The sequence below is a fragment of the Anaerorudis cellulosivorans genome (assembly GCF_025943985.1).
GTDB lineage: Bacteria > Bacteroidota > Bacteroidia > Bacteroidales > Dysgonomonadaceae > Anaerorudis > Anaerorudis cellulosivorans.
Genome location: NZ_JAPCWE010000003.1, coordinates 162,374 through 182,126 on the forward strand (window position 1 = coordinate 162,374; position 19,753 = coordinate 182,126).

The 19,753-nt window shown below is 38.5% G+C and carries 20 protein-coding genes; 6 read left to right on the plus strand and 14 right to left on the minus strand.

The window, feature by feature from the left end:
• Nucleotide 1 precedes the first annotated feature (1 nt).
• On the plus strand, nucleotides 2–358 hold the full coding sequence (locus tag OLM34_RS02500; protein ID WP_264405002.1) for a protein-tyrosine kinase: 357 nt from the start codon (nucleotides 2–4) through the stop codon (nucleotides 356–358).
• 50 nt (nucleotides 359–408) lie between these two features.
• Here OLM34_RS02500 and OLM34_RS02505 read toward each other — a convergent pair whose 3' ends face one another.
• Together OLM34_RS02505 and OLM34_RS02510 are read right to left on the minus strand one after the other, a co-directional pair.
• The gene (locus OLM34_RS02505; protein ID WP_006801676.1) at nucleotides 409–717 is read right to left on the minus strand and encodes a helix-turn-helix domain-containing protein; all 309 of its coding nucleotides are present in this window, start codon (nucleotides 715–717) and stop codon (nucleotides 409–411) included.
• Nucleotides 718–720: 3 nt separating this feature from the next.
• Complete coding sequence (locus tag OLM34_RS02510; protein ID WP_006801675.1) at nucleotides 721–1,011, minus strand: helix-turn-helix domain-containing protein; 291 nt, start codon at nucleotides 1,009–1,011, stop codon at nucleotides 721–723.
• 721 nt (nucleotides 1,012–1,732) lie between these two features.
• Here OLM34_RS02510 and OLM34_RS02515 point away from each other — a divergent pair.
• The 5 genes from OLM34_RS02515 to OLM34_RS02535 are packed head-to-tail and all read left to right on the plus strand — an operon-like array spanning nucleotide 1,733 to nucleotide 5,174.
• Nucleotides 1,733–2,725, plus strand: a complete 993-nt coding sequence (locus OLM34_RS02515; protein ID WP_044216960.1) for a hypothetical protein — start codon at nucleotides 1,733–1,735, stop codon at nucleotides 2,723–2,725.
• A gap of 45 nt (nucleotides 2,726–2,770) precedes the next feature.
• The gene (locus OLM34_RS02520) at nucleotides 2,771–3,199 is read left to right on the plus strand and encodes a PcfK-like family protein (protein WP_006801673.1); all 429 of its coding nucleotides are present in this window, start codon (nucleotides 2,771–2,773) and stop codon (nucleotides 3,197–3,199) included.
• Between the two features lie 3 nt (nucleotides 3,200–3,202).
• Entirely contained in the window at nucleotides 3,203–4,495 is a 1,293-nt protein-coding gene (locus tag OLM34_RS02525) for a PcfJ domain-containing protein (RefSeq protein WP_006801672.1), read from the plus strand.
• A gap of 28 nt (nucleotides 4,496–4,523) precedes the next feature.
• Nucleotides 4,524–5,003, plus strand: a complete 480-nt coding sequence (locus OLM34_RS02530) for a DUF7258 domain-containing protein (RefSeq protein WP_006801671.1) — start codon at nucleotides 4,524–4,526, stop codon at nucleotides 5,001–5,003.
• A gap of 3 nt (nucleotides 5,004–5,006) precedes the next feature.
• Nucleotides 5,007–5,174: a hypothetical protein gene (locus tag OLM34_RS02535; RefSeq protein ID WP_006801670.1), complete on the plus strand. Its 168-nt coding sequence runs from the start codon at nucleotides 5,007–5,009 to the stop codon at nucleotides 5,172–5,174.
• Between the two features lie 84 nt (nucleotides 5,175–5,258).
• Here OLM34_RS02535 and OLM34_RS02540 read toward each other — a convergent pair whose 3' ends face one another.
• The 12 genes from OLM34_RS02540 to traN all read right to left on the minus strand — a co-directional run bounded on the left by OLM34_RS02540 (nucleotide 5,259) and on the right by traN (nucleotide 19,728).
• Nucleotides 5,259–6,056 (minus strand): cation diffusion facilitator family transporter, encoded by a 798-nt coding sequence (locus OLM34_RS02540; protein ID WP_080904110.1) that lies wholly within the window; start codon nucleotides 6,054–6,056, stop codon nucleotides 5,259–5,261.
• Between the two features lies 1 nt (nucleotide 6,057).
• Nucleotides 6,058–8,235: a TonB-dependent receptor gene (locus OLM34_RS02545; RefSeq protein WP_006844349.1), complete on the minus strand. Its 2,178-nt coding sequence runs from the start codon at nucleotides 8,233–8,235 to the stop codon at nucleotides 6,058–6,060.
• Between the two features lie 504 nt (nucleotides 8,236–8,739).
• Nucleotides 8,740–9,756 (minus strand): IS110 family RNA-guided transposase, encoded by a 1,017-nt coding sequence (locus tag OLM34_RS02550; protein ID WP_006844350.1) that lies wholly within the window; start codon nucleotides 9,754–9,756, stop codon nucleotides 8,740–8,742.
• A gap of 374 nt (nucleotides 9,757–10,130) precedes the next feature.
• Entirely contained in the window at nucleotides 10,131–12,779 is a 2,649-nt protein-coding gene (locus OLM34_RS02555; RefSeq protein WP_006801669.1) for a TrlF family AAA-like ATPase, read from the minus strand.
• A gap of 103 nt (nucleotides 12,780–12,882) precedes the next feature.
• Complete coding sequence (locus tag OLM34_RS02560) at nucleotides 12,883–13,302, minus strand: hypothetical protein (RefSeq protein WP_006801668.1); 420 nt, start codon at nucleotides 13,300–13,302, stop codon at nucleotides 12,883–12,885.
• Nucleotides 13,303–13,793: 491 nt separating this feature from the next.
• Nucleotides 13,794–15,731: an ATP-binding protein gene (locus OLM34_RS02565; RefSeq protein ID WP_044216948.1), complete on the minus strand. Its 1,938-nt coding sequence runs from the start codon at nucleotides 15,729–15,731 to the stop codon at nucleotides 13,794–13,796.
• 10 nt (nucleotides 15,732–15,741) lie between these two features.
• Nucleotides 15,742–16,392: a hypothetical protein gene (locus OLM34_RS02570; RefSeq protein ID WP_264405009.1), complete on the minus strand. Its 651-nt coding sequence runs from the start codon at nucleotides 16,390–16,392 to the stop codon at nucleotides 15,742–15,744.
• 121 nt (nucleotides 16,393–16,513) lie between these two features.
• Nucleotides 16,514–17,143 carry a M23 family metallopeptidase gene (locus tag OLM34_RS02575; RefSeq protein ID WP_264405010.1) on the minus strand — a complete coding sequence of 210 codons (630 nt, stop codon included), beginning with the start codon at nucleotides 17,141–17,143 and terminating at the stop codon, nucleotides 16,514–16,516.
• A gap of 68 nt (nucleotides 17,144–17,211) precedes the next feature.
• Nucleotides 17,212–17,664 (minus strand): DUF3872 domain-containing protein, encoded by a 453-nt coding sequence (locus tag OLM34_RS02580; RefSeq protein WP_264405012.1) that lies wholly within the window; start codon nucleotides 17,662–17,664, stop codon nucleotides 17,212–17,214.
• A 12-nt stretch (nucleotides 17,665–17,676) separates the two neighbouring features.
• Entirely contained in the window at nucleotides 17,677–18,135 is a 459-nt protein-coding gene (locus OLM34_RS02585) for a phage N-6-adenine-methyltransferase (RefSeq protein WP_264405014.1), read from the minus strand.
• A gap of 2 nt (nucleotides 18,136–18,137) precedes the next feature.
• A complete protein-coding gene (locus OLM34_RS02590) occupies nucleotides 18,138–18,677 on the minus strand; it encodes a conjugal transfer protein TraO (RefSeq protein ID WP_264405070.1) in 540 nt (179 codons plus the stop codon).
• Nucleotides 18,678–18,792: 115 nt separating this feature from the next.
• On the minus strand, nucleotides 18,793–19,728 hold the full coding sequence (gene traN, locus OLM34_RS02595) for a conjugative transposon protein TraN (RefSeq protein ID WP_264405015.1): 936 nt from the start codon (nucleotides 19,726–19,728) through the stop codon (nucleotides 18,793–18,795).
• Between the last annotated feature and the right edge of the window lie 25 nt (nucleotides 19,729–19,753).

The window sequence follows — 19,753 nt, forward strand, 5'->3', positions numbered from 1 at the left end:
AATGAATACAATATCAATCAAAATAGAAAAGGGACAGGTAACTATCCGCCCGGCAGCAGGTGGTGTTTGGCTTACCCAGCACGAAATCGCCGATACTTTCGGTGTGTTCATATCAGCTATAAACAGTAATATCCGCTCCATATTGAAAAAAGAAATATTACAGGAAGATAAGGTTTGCCGTCATAAGGATAACGGCAACGGTAAAATATTGACATTCTATAATCTGGAAATGATAACAGCGTTGGCTTTCCAGCTAAAATCCCGGCAAGCACAATATTTTCGTGAATGGATTACCTCACAGGTATTAAGTCCTATAATACTCTGGAAAATTCCAGGCATGAATGCCATGCTGAATTGATAACGATATGCTGGAAACAAGAAACGACCCTATTTTGGGTCGTCTCTTGTTTAAATCAATTTCTGTTGGTTGATGCTCTGTTTTCTCGCATCTTCCAAAAATTGCTGAATCTCCGATTCTTTATAAAGGATTTTACCACAGATCAGATAATAAGGAATAGTCCCGGCGGAACGGTATTCCTGCAATGTCCTGCGGCTTACTCTCAATCTCTCGGAAAGCTCCGGGTCGGTAATGAACCGTTGCCCGTAAAAAGAACGGCGTGAAGGTACTTCCAGTTTATCAATCAGGCTATTTGCCTTTTCTAACCGACGGAAAAGGTTGGCCACACGCGGATCGCTTTTTTCAATCAAATTGTTCATAGCCTACATTTTTTTTGATTGATGAGCCGAAGATTGCAATAGTTTCTGCACATCTTCCTGCTTATAACGTATCTTATGCTCTATGCGGCTATAAGGTAATAACCCCTTTTCCCGATAGCTTTGCAAGGTACGTTTGGTTATATCCAATATCTCGCAAACGTCCTGATTGTCCAGCCATTTTTTCAGACCTAAATCTTCTTGACGGCGGTATAATCTTTCCGCCTTTTCCTCAATATCTTCTACACGCTTTGCTAACGTGTCGAAGACCTTTACACTTATGCTGATTATCTCCATATTATTACGTCTTGTATTCCCGGAAAGACAAAAATAGATATTCCCATTTATCCATGTACCGCTCTATTTTTCTATGGCATAGAGTGGCTACCAACTAAAACAGACTGGCAGCCAGAGCAGGTCAATCGCCAATAAATTCGGCGATTGTAGTGATTGTTTTCCATAATAACCAACCACTCGTATAGTTTTTCTACCGTTCTCCCGATATAACGTCTTCCTCATTTTATGTATGCCTGGCAAGAGTCGGTCTAATTATGATAGTTCTGTTGCAGAAGCAAAGGTATTTCCGGCGTTCACGCCCCCACAAGATCGAGCCGCAAGCGGTTTTGCAAAAAATCTTCCGACATCTTTCAGACGTTGCGTATTTCCCGCAAAAATCTTGATGTGTGCTAACGCCTACCTTTTTAAGGCTTCTGAAACAGAACTCATCATACCGGCTCCGTCACGGCATAAAAAAAAAGTCAGACGTTATGGGAACAATAGAAAAAATACAAAGGAAACAGGAATCTATCAACCTTCCATCCAGCATAAAATTGGTGGTAAAGATAGTAGCGACCGCAGTAGGTTTCTATGTGTGGGGTATGGACTTTATTTGGGTGGTTTTGGGCGTGGTTTTCTGTTGGAATATCCTAAAGGGTATCGCATCCTGCCTATTCTCTCTTATCGCTCTGATAGGCTTTTTCTGGTTTTTATTCACTCACATTTTTTAATTCCGACAGTTATGAGCAAAGTATTTTTATTAGGAGCAAACAAGGAGATAGACAGAGCCAAACAAGTGGTAAAGGTCAATCAGATTATCCAAATGGAGGGTTACAGCTATGACAGGTATGTAGTCTATGAAATCCGTACAAACGATTGGGGCATTGCATACAAGTTGATTAACCTGCGGACAAAGGAGTTTTATACTGCCGACATCATCCGACCATTGAATGAAAAATTCGGTATCGGTTATTACTATGACAGCGAGAACCCTCAATTCATGGACGCTTTTGAGGTCGCAATACTTCTTCAGCAGGCACACGGACAGAAGAAAGCCGAAGACGAGAAAGCCGAACAGGAAAAAATCAGAGTAGAACAGGTTAAGGAAATCGGGCGCAAACGCTTTGCCGAGATACTCCCCGAAGATGCACAAGCGGTAATCGTGGCACGTTTAAGGCAAAATGAGAGCGACAGCCAAACCGACTACTACGGATACAGTACACAGCGAACGGTTATTATCGGCTTTTCAAAACACAAAAGGGACATCTTTTCCGAAATGCGCAAACACGCATCCAACTTTGAGGAAACAGCCTATTTAGCCGAGCCTAACGAGGACTACGAACACAGGGAAAAATACAGCATGGGCGACGGCTACTATTTGGGAGAAAGCAAGTACAGCGGTTGGATAATCGAAAAAGAGCCTGTATATGACCGCAACCGCACTATAGAGAACTTTGCCTACATCGCAGGAAGCGAAGACAATATACACCTCAAAAAGACCGACACAACGCCACCGAATAGCGAAAACGGAACAGGCAAGAACGCTTGCACATTGGTCGAGTATTCAGCCAAAGCGGTAGCCGTTTTCGGAGATACGAAAGCAATCAAAGACGAACTCAAAGCAATGGGCGGACGGTTCAACAGCCACCTGACATTCAACGGAAAGAGGTTAGCAGGTTGGATATTCTCCAAATCACAGGAACGGCAGTTAGCTTATTATTTCGGATTGGACTAAGTATTCACACGGGGCGGAGCAGTCCGCCCCACAAAACCCAAGAAAATGAAAGCAGAAAATAAAGCAACCGATTATTTCAAGATAACAATACAGAGTTATTTGGAACAGAGAGCGCAAACCGATGAACTGTTTGCCCCCATCTATGCCAAGCCAAACAAGAACATTGACGATTGTATAACCTACATACTCAATTACGTGCAACAAAGCGGAATATGTGGATTTGCGGATGATGAAATCTACTCCCTTGCCCTGCATTATTACGATGAGGATAGTATCGAGGTCGGCAAGCCAATCAACTGTAATGTAGTGGTAAACCATACCATTATTCTGACCGATGAAGAAAAGGCACAAGCACGGCAAAAAGCCATTCAGAAAGTACAGGACGAAGCCTATGCCAAGATGAAACAAGGCAATGCCAAGCCGAAAGCCAAGCAACCTGAAGTCAATACTATACCCAACCTATTCAATTTCTAAGCCATGAAACCGCAAAATAAATTCCAAGCACAGGTAGTAGAAGCAAGTAAGACCCTGCCGAAACTTACGAAAGAGCAAACCCAATGGGGTTATGAGAATGCTATTGACCATATCGGACACCGCACCGAAAAAGGGGTGATGACCTGTACAAAATGCGGTCATTCATGGCAGGGTGCAGGGTATTTGGTGGAAACCCTTACCGATTGTCATTGTCCGAATTGTAATACCAAGCTAACGGTAGAAACCACCAAGAAACGAACATTCAACACTCGTTACTATATGACAGTCGTAACCGCCCATAAAGGGTATCAGGTATTGCGCTCTGTAATGCTGTTCTGTTCGGTTAAAGTTGGAGAAACGCCCAAATACGATTATTCAGAAGTTATGCAACGGTGGATTGCTCCAAACGGGAAACATTGTACGTTCGCAAAACTCCGTCAGACAATGGGTACTTGCTATTATGATGCGTGGATATTCCACACCGATTTAGAACTGCGTAGCGAGAACAGCAATAACAAGTTTTATATCAATGTATATGACAAAATCTTTACGGGAGTAATTTACCCCCGAATGAGACTCATTCCCGAACTTAAAAGGACAGGCTACAAAAAGGCTTTTTACGGGCAAAAACCCTTAGACCTGTTCCGTACCCTACTTGCCGACAGTCGTGCCGAGACACTGATGAAAACAGGCTATACAAAGCTACTAAAGCGTATCATAGATAGCGGTTGGAAAAACATCGACAAGTATTGGCAGTCCGTCCGCATCTGCATCCGAAACGGCTATAAAATCAAAGATGCAACGCTTTGGTGCGACTATATAGACTTTCTCCGCTTCTTCGGCAAAGACCTCTACAATGCCAAATATGTATGCCCGACAGACCTCAAAGCCGAACATGACCGCTATATGCAGAAGAAAGCTAAAGCCGATGCACAGGCAGAGTTGGAAAAGCAACTTGAAAAAGAAGCGGAATTTAAGGCGATTAAAGCCAAGTTTTTCGGACTTATATTTTCCGATGGTAAAATTAATGTCCGTGTACTTGAAAGCGTACAAGAGATAATAGCAGAGGGACAAGCAATGCACCATTGCGTAGGTAGTTATTCGACTAAGGAAGATTCCCTTATTCTCTCGGCAACCATTGACGGCGAACGCATTGAAACCATTGAATTATCCATATCACAATTACGGGTTATCCAATGCAGGGGGTTACAGAACAAGCAAACCCAGTACCACAGTCAGATTATCAACCTTGTAAACAGGAATATATTACTCATAGAACAACGATTGGCAGCATAACAGAATATTAATCACAAAAAATAATGATATGAAAACAAAAGACGTTACAGAGGAATTAATCGGTAAGCGGTGCAAAAGCATCTTTACGGGATTGATGGTTATGGGAGTAATCGAGGAAATAAAGATAGGCGAACATACAGCCGAAGTGAAAGTACGTTATGACCAACCACACCAATGGGGTAATGTATCCTACGAAAGCGATTGGAGTTTCGGACGGTTGTCCGATGAGTTCGGATCACTCCGACACCTTGAAATTATCGACGACACATACCAGACTATTCGGGTGCAGTTTCAAAAAAGCATATCCGAGATTGACCGAATGTTTACAGTCGACTACAAAACGTGGGGCGTTGTTAATCTGAAAGAGTGGATAGATAGCTATGAAAGTAGCCGTTTTACGCAAATTGCCTATGATATGGCGGTTATTACCTCCGAATATAATACGGAGCATATCGAAGAATGGCTACGCCAAAACACTCCGATTTTATCCATAGAAAATACCATTTGAACTATGTATAAACTATTTGTCGGCTTTCGGAAACTGGGCGAATTTCCGACCATTGCAGAAGCCAAGCAATACGCCCATGATATGAAAGAAGCAGGGGTTTTCACCCTGCTGGGTAACGGATATTACAGGGATAGTTGGTATATTTCCGAATCAGACATAAATCTGAAATGACACAAGCGGGCGGTTTTTCCGCCCGTTACTATTCTTATGAGATTTCCAAATTATTTTGAAGAAAATATTAAAACTTGCGAAGAATTAATTCTTCGCAAGTTTTAATATCCTTATTGCCCCTCTGATAACAATAAGAAAGACGATACTACCGATAATAAGGTCTGGTATCTGATTATTTAATTGCCATACCAAGAATCCTGCAAGAATTACCCCTGCATTTATAATCACATCATTAGATGAAAAAATGATACTTGCCTGTATATGGGCATCTTTGCTTTTTGTCCTTTGAAGTAAAAGCAAACAAATGACATTGGCAATCAAAGCAAGTATGGATACACCTATCATCGTTTGAAAGACAGGCATTTCTTCTGCACCTGTAAACCGCCTGATTACCTCTATAAAACCGATTGCAGCCAAAAATATCTGGAAATATCCGCAAATCATGGCAACCCGCTTTTTACGGCTTACGGCTGCACCTACCGCAAACAAGCTTAATCCATATACAAAAGCATCGGCAAGCATATCAAGACTATCCGCAACCAATCCCATTGATTTGGATATGATACCCGTTGACATTTCAATCAGGAAAAAACCGAAGTTAATAGCCAACACAATCCAAAGGACTTTACGCTGTTTACTATCTTCCTCTGCCTTAAATTCGCCTGTCATTTCAGCACTTTCAATAAAGCGTGAACCGAGATTCAAGGTAGCAAGCTGTTGTTCGATTATTTGATAGTCGCCTGTATGGTAAACAGTCAATACCCTGCCTTTCAGGTCAAATTCCTGTTTGGCAATACCCTCTACGTTTTGAAGTTTCATCCGAATGAGGTTTTCCTCACTCGGACAATCCATTTGTTCAATTTTAAAAATTGATTTATTCATTTTACAATTTAAATATTATCCCGGCATTCAGAACAAAACCGTCCAATGGTGCGTAAATATCCCGGAATTCGGGCTTAGTCATCGAACCTGTATGAATGGTGTCGAACCTTGTCTGCCGTCTGTCGGTAAAGTTCTCAAAGTTAGCATATATTGAGAATCTTTCCCAAATCCGTTGCATCATTAATCCGCAGATAAGGTAATCTTTTCCCTTTTTTCCGTCATTCAAGTTTTGTTTTCCTGTATAGTAGGCTTCTAATCCGATTTTCCATTTATCTTCCACCTCATACATTAATACAGAATTGATTTTATGTTTCGGTGTAAGGGTTTTCTGATAGCTTCTGCCGTCTTCCTTAACTTTAGCATCCGTATAGGTATATCCGAGAAATAAACCAAAGTCCTTATATTTTATTTTCATATTGGTTTCAGCCCCTTTGCTGTCCACATGACCGTCTATGTTGTTAAACTGCCAACGGTTATTATCCGCAGCTTGCAGTTCAAGCGGATTTTTCAGGCAAGTATAAAAGAATAACTGGTTTATACTTAAATATACTTGGTCGTCAAACAAACCTGTTTTATAAGTGAAATCCACATTTGCCCCGTAGCTTCTTTCCAGTTTGTTATTATCATCATCTATCGGCAAGACATTCTGAAACTGTATGCGTTCGCTATCTTCCGAAAAAATGGTAGGTGCTTTATATCCGAATCCGCCACCTACACGGGATGAAAATTTATCCGTTATTTTGAAATGTGACGATATACGGGGCAGTACTGCAAAACCGTAATCGGTAACATAGTCGGTACGCAATCCGGTTTCAAGGTTCATCCAGTCCGTTATTTTCGTATTGTTTTGTACAAATAAGCCTAAAGTAGTCATATTGTAGTCTCGCAAAGGAAAATCGGTCAGTTTCCTTTCGGTAAATTTATCCGTCCATATATTTGCACCGGCTACCCATTCTGTCTTTTCTTTCGTATGTATATAGGATACTTCCGAGAAAGACGATAGCTGCTCTCCGTCAAATTTAAAATCGGGAATCTCAATCTTACGGCTGAAATAGGTTACACTGTTTTTTACATTCAATCTGTTTTGTTTATCAAAACGGTGTTCAAATGTAAGTTGGCTTGAATGCCTCTGTGTCTTGTTTCTTTCAAAATAAGAATGTTCTTCATCCCCTTTATCTTTTAAATATCCCATATCACCACCTAAACGGGTTTCTATCATGGAGTTTATACCGAAATTTAAGTCTGTATTTTCAGACAGGTATAAGAATAGTTTTGGATTCAATACAAACCTATCGAATTTTGGTATTGCTGTAAAGCCTACATCTGACGGGTCATAAGCCCAGTTACGGTTATACGATGCAAATACGGTAGTACCTACTTTATTGAATTTCTGACCGAAAAAGCTGTTTACATCAAGTCCTTTGCCTGTTGTCCCGTTCAGGTGTATTGAAAAATCCCTTTCTTTTTCAGGTGTTTTCGATATAAGGTTTACCAAACCCGCAATCGCACCGCCACCGTATAAGGTAGAAGAAGAACCTTTTATAATTTCAACCTGCTTTAAATCGAGAGGCGGTGTCTGTAATAAGCCTAATCCGCTTGCTGCACCCGAAAATACAGGAAAACCGTCTTTTAATATTTGGGTGTATCTACCGTCCAAGCCCTGAATACGGATAGATGAATTACCCGATATGGCAGATGTTTGTTGCGTCATAATACCCGTGCTTTCATTCAGAAGCATACGGATATCTCCGGGTTTCATAACCCCTTTTTCGCCTAATTCTTCGGCATTTATAAATTCAATGCGTGTAGGAATATCTTTAAAAGTACGTGTTCCCCTTGTCGAAGAAACAACTATTTCCTGCAATGTTTCTTCGTCCGCTTCAACCCTGATAACAATAACTTCATCCGAAGCCAAAGGGAATGTAAACTCTTTGATGGTTTTTTCATATCCCACATAAGTAATTTCAAACTTATGTTTTCCATCAGGAATATTGGAGAGAACCGCCAAACCTTCGGTATCGGAAGATGTACCGTTCGTTGTGTTTTGTAGCACAATATTAGCACCTATTAATATCTCTTTGCTATCACAATCTATTAATTTGACTCTAAGTGTGTTTTGTGCGAAAATATTGGAAAAGCTGAATGCTAAAAATAACATCAGTATAATTTTTGTTTTCATTTTTATTCTTCTTTTTAATCTTCAATTTGAAATGATATAGGAGTTACGATACTACAAATAATGTATTATCGCAAAAAACGCAGGGCATATTCTAAATGTCCTGTAAAATTAAAAGTTGATTTATGCTTTTGGCGGTTGCCAGATTGAAGATTTAAAATCAGGAAGATTATTTCTTAATATATATTCTGATTCGCAATCAGATGTTGAGCCTAAAGTTATAACTATTGGATTATAAAAACGAGCTTCCGGGAATCCGTAACAAGTATTACAATGTAGAAAAGGAGAACAGCAACTATTATCGGTGCAATCATCACAACTATTGCCTATATCATTGCTTATTTCAGCATATATAGATAAACATTTATCCTCTAAACAACAAGGCATTACTGATAGCAGTAATACATATATGGATAATATGAGGGATAAATATTTCATGTGGCAAAGGTAAGAAAATCATATTAACAAATAGTCAGGAATTTAATATTTTTATAATCAGACACCACGTTACTGATTGGAATATTGATTATTATAATTAAATATGTAATGATTGTCATTCTTTATTACAGCAAACATCCGAGCTACAAGCTTAGCTCTGATAGCATTTAATACCGACATTTTATTTTTGCCTTCGCCAACTTTTCTATCGTAGTACGCCCTTAATCCACTATTTTTATTTTGAATAGCAGATAAGGCAGCTAAATGAAGTAGAGATTTTATACTCTTATTTGCTCTTTGGGAAACCCGATTTTTAGAGAACTGACTACTTCCTGATGAGTAACTAAATGGCGCAACACCCGCATGACAACAAAATTTGCGACTATCGGTAAATCGCGTAAAGGCTTGTGTTTCCAATATCATTTTTAAAGAAGTCTTTTTTCCTATTCCTTCAATACTCAATAATAATTTCATCTGATGAGACAACAAAGCATCTTTTGCTGCAATACTCTCAATTTCCGCTTCAATATTAGATATTGCTTTATCCAATTCTTTAATAAGCAGGGATAATCTCTTTAACTTCAACTTATAGACATAATCAGGCATATATTCCTTTTGATCTGATAATTGAGCTTGGTATTTGGCTCTATCAACACATAGCATATTTAATTCTGTTGATAATAGCTTTATTGATTCTATACTTATTGTCGGGTGATTATATATTTTAAGTTTATCTACATAACGATACGCATACAAAGCGATTCGTTTAGCATCTACCGGATCATTTTTCCCTCGTTGTAATCCGGAACTGTATTTTATTTGGGTAGGGTCTTCTAACCAAAGTTTATAGTTTCCAACTTGACAAGAGATTGCTAAAGGATAAATATATAATCCTGTAAATTCAGCACATATTACTATTTGTTCCGCATCTATATTTTGTTCCACACAAATTATAGATAAATAGTTTTCGATACTCTTTTGATGATTTGGAATAACATCTTGTTTGACCACAGAGCCATTCTTCAACACACAACAATCCAAGTTTTTCTTACTCACATCAATTCCAATAAAATAAGAGTCTTTCATGATAAAGTGATTTAATGATTTATAATTTGGAAAGGCACTTGAATATATCCTAAAAACCTTAAATATCTTTCAGATTAAATTCTTATATAGGTCTAATCCAAGACAAATAACAAGTTCGTAATAGTAACATAAGTTATTCCTACTTTCCATGTTGATTTACTTGTTATTTTCCTTTCTTTTTAATTAATAACGTAAATCATTAAATGTTCTTGAAATTAAATGAATAAAATGAGTTCCAAATAGTAACATAGACTTTACATTTCTCTTTTTCCATATGGTTCACTCATTATAGTTTATAAAATAATTACAATGCAAACCTAAGGTTTTTCCATGAGCCAGAGAGTGAGCGGGAGAAAAAGTAACAAAAAGCCACATTAAATGCCATAAATGGTTTGTCTTTGTTTAAACGCATTTTTGCCACCTTCTAAAATATCACAACACATTTCCCTTGTTTCTTTTCTATCAATTGACCCCGCACTCATCACGTGGGACTTTATGCTTGTGCTTTTTAATGGGATTATTAGTTCGGCATCTCCTAATACAGCAATGTTTGGATTATGAGTAACAATTATCACTTGCCTGGCTTCTTTAATTTTTCGCAAATTCATTACGATTGTTTTGAAAATGAACTCGCTATCTAAGTTATCTTCAGGCTGGTCGATAATTAGAGGTTTATCACTTTTTGATAACAGCAAAATACCCAGCAATATAGACTGCTGTTGTCCCAATGATAATTGTGAGATTGATTTTGTTTGCCTTTGTTGAGTCCCATGTTCATCTGCATACATTTTAGTCACAGTTATACTCGGTCTATCTTCAAACTCAAGAGCTTCAAATTCTTCATAGACATAATCTTTCATCACTTTTTCAATTATGCTGCATATTTCCAGATCGGAAAGAAGTCGATTGCCATTGGTATCAGTAATTAATTTTAATCTTGCTTCATCATTTCTTTTGCATATACCAACAAACTCTAAAGGGGATAAGTTGAGCGAAATGATGAATGCTCTGGGAACCTGAGAGGTTCTCCAGTCCATAACATTTTTTAGTAGTTTTTCAAATTCATCTGAATATTTCCCCTCTGAATATTTAACGGTGATAAACAGACCGTCAATCGTATTTTTAAGATTATCATTTATTGTATTTGCGAACTCTCGTCTATGATAATATATTTTATTTTTAACATCGGTTCTTTCTGTTATTAGTGATTTGCGAGCAGCCTCCAATTCTTTCAATAACTTCTGGCTATTTTCTAATTTCTGAACCCTTGTTGTTAAGTCTATGATGTCTTTTGAAATTTGATTTATCTTGCCTAAGTCAAATGGAATCCCTTGTGCTTCAAGAGCAGATTTCTTCTTGTCAATTTCGTCCTGTATTGTTTTTTCTTCCTTTTGCCAATTAGCAAGTTCAATTTTCAGTTCTTCTATTTTCTGATTTAGAGAAATATTCAATTCTCCTGACTTTTCTGAGACTATCTTCGAGAAATCCGAAACAATTTCTTTTACCTTTTTGAAGTAATTCTTCCCTACAACGATTTCGTCGTCAGATAATTTTTCAAAATTTTTAAATGTAGTGTCATCTTTGAATATCTCTCGATACGTTTTAATAAGGGCGTTCAAGTCATCAACTAAACCTTTTCGTAATTGCCTTTCTCGTATTAATGCTGTTTGGTATTTTACCAGTTCCCCAGCTTTCTCTTTTTCAAGATTTGCTAATTTTTTTTGTTCGTTTAATAATGCCTTTTTTGTGTCAGGAAGACTTAGTAATTCAAGTCTCAATTTTCTTGCTTCACTTTGATTTTCACGTAAATTTACGACGATTTCATCATCTTGGCTCTTTAGTGAGTCTAAATCCAAGAATGAATCTAAAAAATTAACCAAAATAATAGGATTAGCATCACTATGTTGTAATGTTTCGGCGGTATCACCTTGTCCATAACTTTCAACATCAATTTTTGAAATGCCATTAATCGGATCTGTTACATTTAGATTCTCCGCAGACTTTTCTCGTTTGAACTCTAACACCTGTCCCGCTTCATCTTCATACGTCAAAGAAATATCTTGCGGCCACACGTCAGAGTCTACTACTCTTGCATTTGATTTGTTTCCAGAACATTCTCTAATAGCCTCTAATAGTGTAGATTTTCCAGCACCTCTACCTCCAATAATACAGGTTAAGTTCGAACTTAGGTCTATTCTCACTTTGTCCAATAACCCACCTTCTATACTAATAGATTTGATAACAGGTCTTTGTTCTGGGATAAAATCTTCAAGCCTAATTCTTGACTCATTACTAATAAGTGCAATTTTGAAAGAATGAAAGTTTAGTTCATCTATTTTTATTCTTGTCAATTTCTTTCCTCCCTCGGCGTTAATACCAAGTCTATTAAGGTCATGTGCGTCAGATGATAGTAATTTGGCAAGATTATATGATTCGTTATAATCGCAGGCTTCCCTATGTAATCCAATAAGTCTTTTCCTTGAATCATCATCCGAATCAGTATATAGGTCAATATTCTCTTTTGTACATATTTCTAATCCCAATAAATTCTTATGTTTGAAAATTTCCTCCATCGGAGGGCCAAATCGTCCAATTGTTTTTTCAAAACCTGATTCGAGTTCTATATGGGCAAGAACACCTATACCATTATGCTGTTGAGCAAAATCAAGACACTGCACAATGCCATTTTGGCAAGTTTTCTTATCTTGATTTATCGTTAGTTTTCCATGAAAGTTTCTTAAATCATTGAATGTGGGAAAATAAAGCAATAAGTGCCCTTGTGTTGTGCTAACTTCTATTCCAGGAATAACAAATATGTTTTTCCCCTCTGCATAAGTTATTGCAGTATTCGAGTTAAATATCTCATTATGATCAGTTATACTTATTATCCCTAATCCTTTTTCTATTGCTGTATCCACAATTGCTTGTGGGGTCATATTTGTATCGGTCACATCATAAGACCCAAATTCACCATAAGAGTGAATATGTAAATCTGCTCGTAAAAATTTAGCTCCTGTTGACATATTGATATATTTTTCTGCTTGCAAAAATACCCATAAAAAAACACCTGACAAAATTGCTTGACAGATGTTTTTCAATAAGTTATCAGACTATGCTTATTCAGCTCTATTTCTTTCCGGAAGCCAGTGTTTTCTCCAATCCGTCCCAAATATTCCCAGCTATATCCTGTGCTGTGGTCGGTTTTTCTAATTTTATATTTTCATCCCCGCCATATGTGTTTATATGTGTTCTGGTGCTGTCCGTTGTGGAAAAGACATAGAGTTCGCCACATTGCAATAAGACTTCAAAACGAACCTTAAAAGGCGATATGGAAGTAATATGCTCAAAAAGTATAACCGTCGTTTCCGTATCATTCGACAATTCGGATTCAGGTACTCCGGCAGAAGCATAAACGCATGGAAATTCAAAGCGATCATCTTTTACCTCAATGTTATGCAACTTAATGATAGGTTGCAACAAGTTTGCTACTTCCGAGCGGGTTAGCCCGCCACAACTCTTTTTTGAAACTTCTTCGGATGTACTCATGTTCGTAATCTTAAAATCATTAAACGAAAACAGGCGCAAGAATTACAAACACATCGGCTTTAGAGGCACAGCCAAGCGCCCGCCCACTGATAGTTCATAACCTTACGCCCTTTCGATATATGATTTTACACATATACACAATCAGGCAGAAAGAGAAACTATCATATTCGGGTGGACTTCTGTAAATTGGCTGTTTTCTAAAGCCCCTTATATGTTGTTCTTTCCTACACTCCAGACACAGGAGTTATATTGTCATATTGTCCCATGCCATACTACAAAGATACATCTTTTTCCTAAATATATCATATTCCGGTCTTTGTATCTCATCCGGTCTGGGTATTTATAGCCCCCTTAAAATCAAAAGATTTGCTGACAAAAAATACTTATCCAGACGGATTACAGATTATAGAAAGAGCGACAGGCGAAAAATTGCCTGTCGCTCTTTCTGTGATAAGCTAAACGAACGGGATAGAATAAATAAATATTTATTATTACTCGGCAATGAAGTTCAATTGCTGTTGTCCATGTTGCCGATACAAATCCATTCCCGGCATATCATCATATCTATCACTTAATTTTTTCCTAAGACCAAACAGTCTTTTTTCAGCGGTATCCACTAATTGGCTGAAAGTAGTTATACGGATTTTGCCAAGTTCTACGTTATTGTCATTCTTGACGGTCGAAATAGGTTGAACTTTTTCTTGAAAAGATTCTCCGACAACAAATGCTTCAATGTATGGGGTTCCTATTAATTGCCCACAGTTCATAAAATCCTCTACATATCCTTGCGCTTGATTCCTTTCTTCTCTTGATAACTTAAACCCACCTCGTTTGAGCTCAATAACAAGTATTTTATTGACTGTCGCTAAATTAGACTCTTTGTCAAAGGTTTCTATCCCGGTTATTGAAGCGGTAGAATCGTTCAACAGAACAATGTCAGGGCGTTTTTTGTGGTTTCTAAAAACCTCTTTGCTTATTTTCTTTTTAAATACAACTTCAACTGCTGTTTGTAATTGTCTGTTAGATGAATATTCCGCAGATTCATATTCCGGCCCGAATAACCACCTTGCTCCGGTAACTAAAGGATGCAATACATGTAACTCATCAACATCTTTATCTTTGGATAGTTTGCGTATAGCTTCAATTACTGTGATTCTCCTATCTATTTCATCCAATACACTTAAAGCATCTCTTACAGACCATTTTTCAAGCAATGTATTCAACCCAACAATATCATCTTCCGATAGAGTGGAAAGTTTGAGTAACAACTCTTGCCCAGACCTCGTTTTTTCAAGATTGATAATTGTTTCTACAGCTAAAGAAATAGATTCCGGTTTTGCTGTTGGGTGTGCTATTGTCATGCTTTCAATCGCTTCGTTGATTTCATATTTAGCCAAAGGTGTTAATTGAGAAAATTCTGAACGAAAATCGCTTTTAATTTGCTCTTTAGTTTCTTCTATTGTCTCTTTTGCAATCTCAGAAAACATCTTGTTTACATAAGAAATAACTTCTTTGTAAACCTTATCCATCATCTCAACTCTTTTAAACCCAGTCCAATCCTCAAAAATATAATCGGCTAAATCATCCGTTTGGATAACCACAGTATAGCGTTTGGCGAATTTTGTTCTTCCATCAATAACAACTTCATTTCCTAAAATCCAGGAAGGTTCTCCTACAAGTCTATTACTCTGCCAGAACGCAATGCCTTGATAAATTGTTGACCTTGCGGATTTTTGTGAATCTATAAAATGGGCGACCAACGTTATATTATCTATTTTCAGTTCTGTCGTATCTATTAGTCCTGAATGTTGCTCCAGTTGGACGGTTTGCTTGTTTATTGATACTTTGAATTTAGGGTCGTGCAAAAATCTTGCAGAAATAATCTCTAAAATTTTATCTGGTTTGGGTAGATTTTTAGTAACAATTACCTCTAATCTTGTCCCGTAAGTGGTGGATTTATCATACGAGGCCTCTTTAATAACGAAAGGCTGATTCTCATCTTGCGTGGTAATAACAAAAGTTGATTTATTTCCGCCTGAGTTAGTAATTACAGTATATTCTTTATCAAAACAAAGTAACCCATGACGACCAACTCCGTTTCTACCATAGGCCAACCTTTTACCCTCAACATTTGGAGGAAACAGAACATTTTTACCTTGATGCTTTATTCGATTATACCCAAGTTTCATCCATCGTTGTTCAAACTGCTCTTTAGTCAATCCGGTTCCGTTGTCTTCAACCGTCAATTTTTGGTCATAATCTTCAGGGATAAATATATCAACCATTGTTGCTCCTGCATCCCATGCATTGGCAACGAGTTCTGTTAATGCAATCTCAGGGAAATGAACTAAAGCGCCTAAAGTCCTTATCAGATAATCTTCTTCAAACAAGGAACCTTGTAGATATGATTTTGAATTTGCTTGAGACATAATTTTGTTGCTATTTTTGTGATTCAAAGAGTCTTTCAAACTCAGCTTGGTCATTTACCAACTTTCCTTTAGGCTGATTATTAACCCATTTCAATAGATTAGGTTCGGACTTGCCGCTATTTCGGAGATTTAAGTCCCGGCAAATTATTTCGACATTAGCTTGGAAGCCACTAATGTTTTTGTAGTTCTCATAATATGAATAATATGCGATATTGTTCTCCCAATCTTTTAAGGAACGAATGCCTGTTGCAAATCCATTTGTAGCTAATTCGATATTGACACCTGCATTTGGTTCCAAATTATAAATCATAGGAAAGCGTTCTACCACATGTCTTCCAAGAATCAGAGTTTTAGGGATACCACAAAACTCGAAATTTGTTTTTTCTCTCCATGCATTATAGAGAAAATCAACAATAGTTGGAACTTCATCTATTGGAAATATTTCAGCATAGAAGCAACCACTGAAATGATCTCTAATTAAGAAATTGACAATATGTCTTTTTCCCGTTTTTTCGTAGTTTTTCCAGTTTACATCAAATTTTTTCGCCTGATATTTAATATCTCCATTCTTTAAAATATGATAGTTTTGCAGGATGGAGAAGTTCAGTTGATGAACTTGATTTGGATAATCACTTATGTATCTGTTGTACATTCCTATCATTGACTATATATTAAAACTCAACACGCAAAGATACCCAGAAAAAAGCACCTGACAAAATCGCTTGACAGGTGTTTTTCAACAAGTTGCCTAAAGTTGCTTATTTGCATTTGGAATTTGGCTACTACTCATTAATAGCTTGCTTGAACCGAAATAAATTCTGTTTATTATTCAACATACCAAATAAGCAACCACACCACCCAATTGGGTTCAGAAAGCGTTTACCTTTCCTAATTTCATAATGTAAGTGGCTACCTGTTGTTGCCCCAGTATTACCCACACAAGCTATTTGTTGGGTAATACTTACCGAATCACTTACGGTCACCATCGTTTTGCTTAAATGTGCATAGAATGACCGGAAACTACCTGCGTGTTCAATCTCTATATAATATCCGTAACCTGAATTGTAGCCTTTGCTGGTTACAATACCGTTTCCGGTGGCATACACAGGAGTACCTTTAGTTTTTGGAATATCAATCCCTGTATGAAATTTCCTTATCCTATAAATGGGGTGATAACGCATCTCAAACCCCGATGAAATACGCTCTGGTTCTTTAATTGGGAAGATGACGGGATAGTCGCATAATTCGTCAATCGACATTTGCAAAGAATCTGCTATCCGGCAGAACTCATTTATAGAATAGACGGGTTTCATACATTTTTTTATTTCCGTTTTTCTGTTTAGAGAATCAAACGCTTGTCCCGATGCAGGTAAATACAGCAAAACGGCAAAGAACATTGTTAGGTATTTCATAGTCAATCTGTAATTTAAAGTAAGTACCCGAATTGCTCCGGGTACTTTACTTGTTCTATTTAGCCGGACTATTCTTCCTCCGGTTCATCATCCCCTTTGGCGTTTTGCCAACTGAATGTTTTTTGAACCATCTGCCCGAATGAATCTTCGATATACACGTCAATAACCTGCTGATCCGTGCTTTGTGAGGTATAATAAAGCCGGAAAGTCGTCCTGTCCAATGGATACAGGTCATTCGGCAGAAATACCGTGCCGTCATCCAACCTTAATTCACCATTCCCGTCAGGTTGGAAATAGCGAATTTTGAACGTTGTTTCGCTGTAATTGCCTTCCCTGACTATCTGACATCTTATTTCAACAGTTTCACCTTCGGTAATCCGTTTCTGAACGGGCATCGTTGCCAAATCGAAACTATACACCTGTTTTACGTCCAATTTATCATCACAGGCGACTAATATTAATATAATAGCTGCCATCCATGCCGTGAGCGCAAGCGCCCTTTTGAATGTTGTCTTTTTCATTTTTATTTCATTTTATAGTAATACAAATTTCCCTTTGAGGGGATTATTATACAGGATTTCTATGTTTTCCCTACCGTATGCCAGAAGCATAGAACCATTTCGTGGTTGTGTCCCCGGTGTTCCATCAGGTCGTAAAAACCGAATCCTGTCGTACAGAAATTTAGCTGCACCCGCATTATACAGTACCGTATCGTGAAACCATTTTGCTTCTATCTTTGCGAAAACGAGTGCCATACCGTTGTTATGCACTGCCATTTTCGCAAGAAATTTTACTATAAGAGGGTTAGAATACGGAGGGTTGAGCCATATACGACCTGCCCATGCTTGCTGCAAACCATTTTCTTTCTCTGTATAAAACCGTTCCGCCGAATGATTTAGATTAAGCGCCGTCAGAGAGGTCGCCGGATCTAAATCAAAATCGCCGAGGGAACGAATTATTTCCGGTGGAGTGTACCACTCGTCTGTATTCATGGTTAATTAATCATGAATTTCAGTCCGATACCAAACTGCGTGTGGAAGTGCCCGCTGGAAGTGTCCCAGAGGATGCGCTCACGCCCCGTCAGGAGTAGAATAACCCTATCCGTCAGGTAGGCTTCCACTTCCAACGTAATTGCTCCACCATACAGGAAAGCGTCTTTATTTTGAATGGTAGAACCGTCATGGAGTAGTTTATCGCCCCAATTTACTGTTTCGTACCCAGCCAGTGCCGATGCACCGATAGAGAAAAAGAAGGTCTTTGAACCATCGGAGAGAAACTTGTAATAATAACCGCCCTCTCCGGTAAACTGTGCCATAGGGATACGCCCGTCCTTATAAGGATAGTAGCGGTTCAGGTACTCCGCCCCGAATACCCATTTATTGGCATTCTTAGCGTATGTCGTCATGGCAATCCCGAAGTAGTACCCTAATTCGTTGCGATTGTCCGATGAATGAAAACCATCCACCATACCACCCCGAAGTTCCAAACCACGCATCCCCTTCAGGGCGCGTTGGGCGTGTGCCTCGCCACCCATGACAAGACACAGCGCCGCTACGATAAAAAACACAGCCCTTTTGGATAAAATACTCACGTTCGGCAGAATACAAAACAAGTTTTGCTTCTGCTCTCTCTTACTTGCATTTTTCATATTACTTCGTTTTTAGTTCGTTAATAACCTTCGCCCGTACCAAATCGGCATTCTCTACCGTAAAGGTCTGATGCCGTCCGCCTTCTTTCTCATGAAGCTCGATAACGAGGTGCTTGTCGTCCGGGATAGTGAATTTCGGCAGGGTAAATATGGTGCGTTCACTCTTTTTACCGCCGATAAACGTTACATTGTTGTGTGCCCTGAGCGGCCAGATAACCTGCTCCTGAATGGCGGTGCGCTTCGCCACCTTTTTATCCACAATTTTGAACGTAATGTAGTCCACATCAAAAGGCACGTTGGACGAGTTTTTCAGTTGCAGATGAAAATACAGTAACCCATTGTGCGAGTAAATTCCTTTGAGTAGGTACTGGATACCGAAACGCTTACTGCCGATGTGTTTGATTTCCCTATCGTTGTTCTTATAGATAGACTTCATTATCAGTTTGACAAGGAGTGGCGATTCCTGACCAAGTTCGTGCATATAGATATCCAGTGCATTATTCGGCCTGTTCGTTGCTTCGCCGTCATGGATAAAATCGGTCATCTCAACAGAGAGTTTGACCGGTTCGTCTGCATACTTCACATTAAAAGTATAGTACGCTCCGTCTTCAGTAATGACAGCCAGATTGCTCTCCCGGCTGAAATCACGCAAGGCGGCTTTCACGCGCAGGACGTTCTCCGTACCGTCGGCTTTTGCCGCGAGAATATCTGCCGATCCCAAATCTACATAGCGGATTGCGGATGGGAAGATGATATGCACCGTCTTGGAGAACGTCACCTCCAGTGCATGGGGCGGTATCATTCTATTGAATGTAAGTGGAAGGGTAAGTCCGTCGAAATAATCACCCGTCGAGGGGTTGGTGGGAACTACGGTTTCCTGAGCGTTAGCCGCAAAGACTGTCGCTACGAAAGCGAACATCAAAAAAATCTTTTTCATTACTTGTTTTTTTTAGTGTTTATAA

Coding starts and splice junctions, on each gene's coding strand:
- OLM34_RS02500 (WP_264405002.1), top strand. CDS start 2: ATGAATACAATATCAATCAAAATAGAAAAGGGACAGGTAACTATCCGC.
- OLM34_RS02505 (WP_006801676.1), bottom strand. CDS start 717: ATGAACAATTTGATTGAAAAAAGCGATCCGCGTGTGGCCAACCTTTTC.
- OLM34_RS02510 (WP_006801675.1), bottom strand. CDS start 1,011: ATGGAGATAATCAGCATAAGTGTAAAGGTCTTCGACACGTTAGCAAAG.
- OLM34_RS02515 (WP_044216960.1), top strand. CDS start 1,733: ATGAGCAAAGTATTTTTATTAGGAGCAAACAAGGAGATAGACAGAGCC.
- OLM34_RS02520 (WP_006801673.1), top strand. CDS start 2,771: ATGAAAGCAGAAAATAAAGCAACCGATTATTTCAAGATAACAATACAG.
- OLM34_RS02525 (WP_006801672.1), top strand. CDS start 3,203: ATGAAACCGCAAAATAAATTCCAAGCACAGGTAGTAGAAGCAAGTAAG.
- OLM34_RS02530 (WP_006801671.1), top strand. CDS start 4,524: ATGAAAACAAAAGACGTTACAGAGGAATTAATCGGTAAGCGGTGCAAA.
- OLM34_RS02535 (WP_006801670.1), top strand. CDS start 5,007: ATGTATAAACTATTTGTCGGCTTTCGGAAACTGGGCGAATTTCCGACC.
- OLM34_RS02540 (WP_080904110.1), bottom strand. CDS start 6,056: ATGAATAAATCAATTTTTAAAATTGAACAAATGGATTGTCCGAGTGAG.
- OLM34_RS02545 (WP_006844349.1), bottom strand. CDS start 8,235: ATGAAAACAAAAATTATACTGATGTTATTTTTAGCATTCAGCTTTTCC.
- OLM34_RS02550 (WP_006844350.1), bottom strand. CDS start 9,756: ATGAAAGACTCTTATTTTATTGGAATTGATGTGAGTAAGAAAAACTTG.
- OLM34_RS02555 (WP_006801669.1), bottom strand. CDS start 12,779: ATGTCAACAGGAGCTAAATTTTTACGAGCAGATTTACATATTCACTCT.
- OLM34_RS02560 (WP_006801668.1), bottom strand. CDS start 13,302: ATGAGTACATCCGAAGAAGTTTCAAAAAAGAGTTGTGGCGGGCTAACC.
- OLM34_RS02565 (WP_044216948.1), bottom strand. CDS start 15,731: ATGTCTCAAGCAAATTCAAAATCATATCTACAAGGTTCCTTGTTTGAA.
- OLM34_RS02570 (WP_264405009.1), bottom strand. CDS start 16,392: ATGATAGGAATGTACAACAGATACATAAGTGATTATCCAAATCAAGTT.
- OLM34_RS02575 (WP_264405010.1), bottom strand. CDS start 17,143: ATGAAATACCTAACAATGTTCTTTGCCGTTTTGCTGTATTTACCTGCA.
- OLM34_RS02580 (WP_264405012.1), bottom strand. CDS start 17,664: ATGAAAAAGACAACATTCAAAAGGGCGCTTGCGCTCACGGCATGGATG.
- OLM34_RS02585 (WP_264405014.1), bottom strand. CDS start 18,135: ATGAATACAGACGAGTGGTACACTCCACCGGAAATAATTCGTTCCCTC.
- OLM34_RS02590 (WP_264405070.1), bottom strand. CDS start 18,677: ATGGGTGGCGAGGCACACGCCCAACGCGCCCTGAAGGGGATGCGTGGT.
- traN (WP_264405015.1), bottom strand. CDS start 19,728: ATGAAAAAGATTTTTTTGATGTTCGCTTTCGTAGCGACAGTCTTTGCG.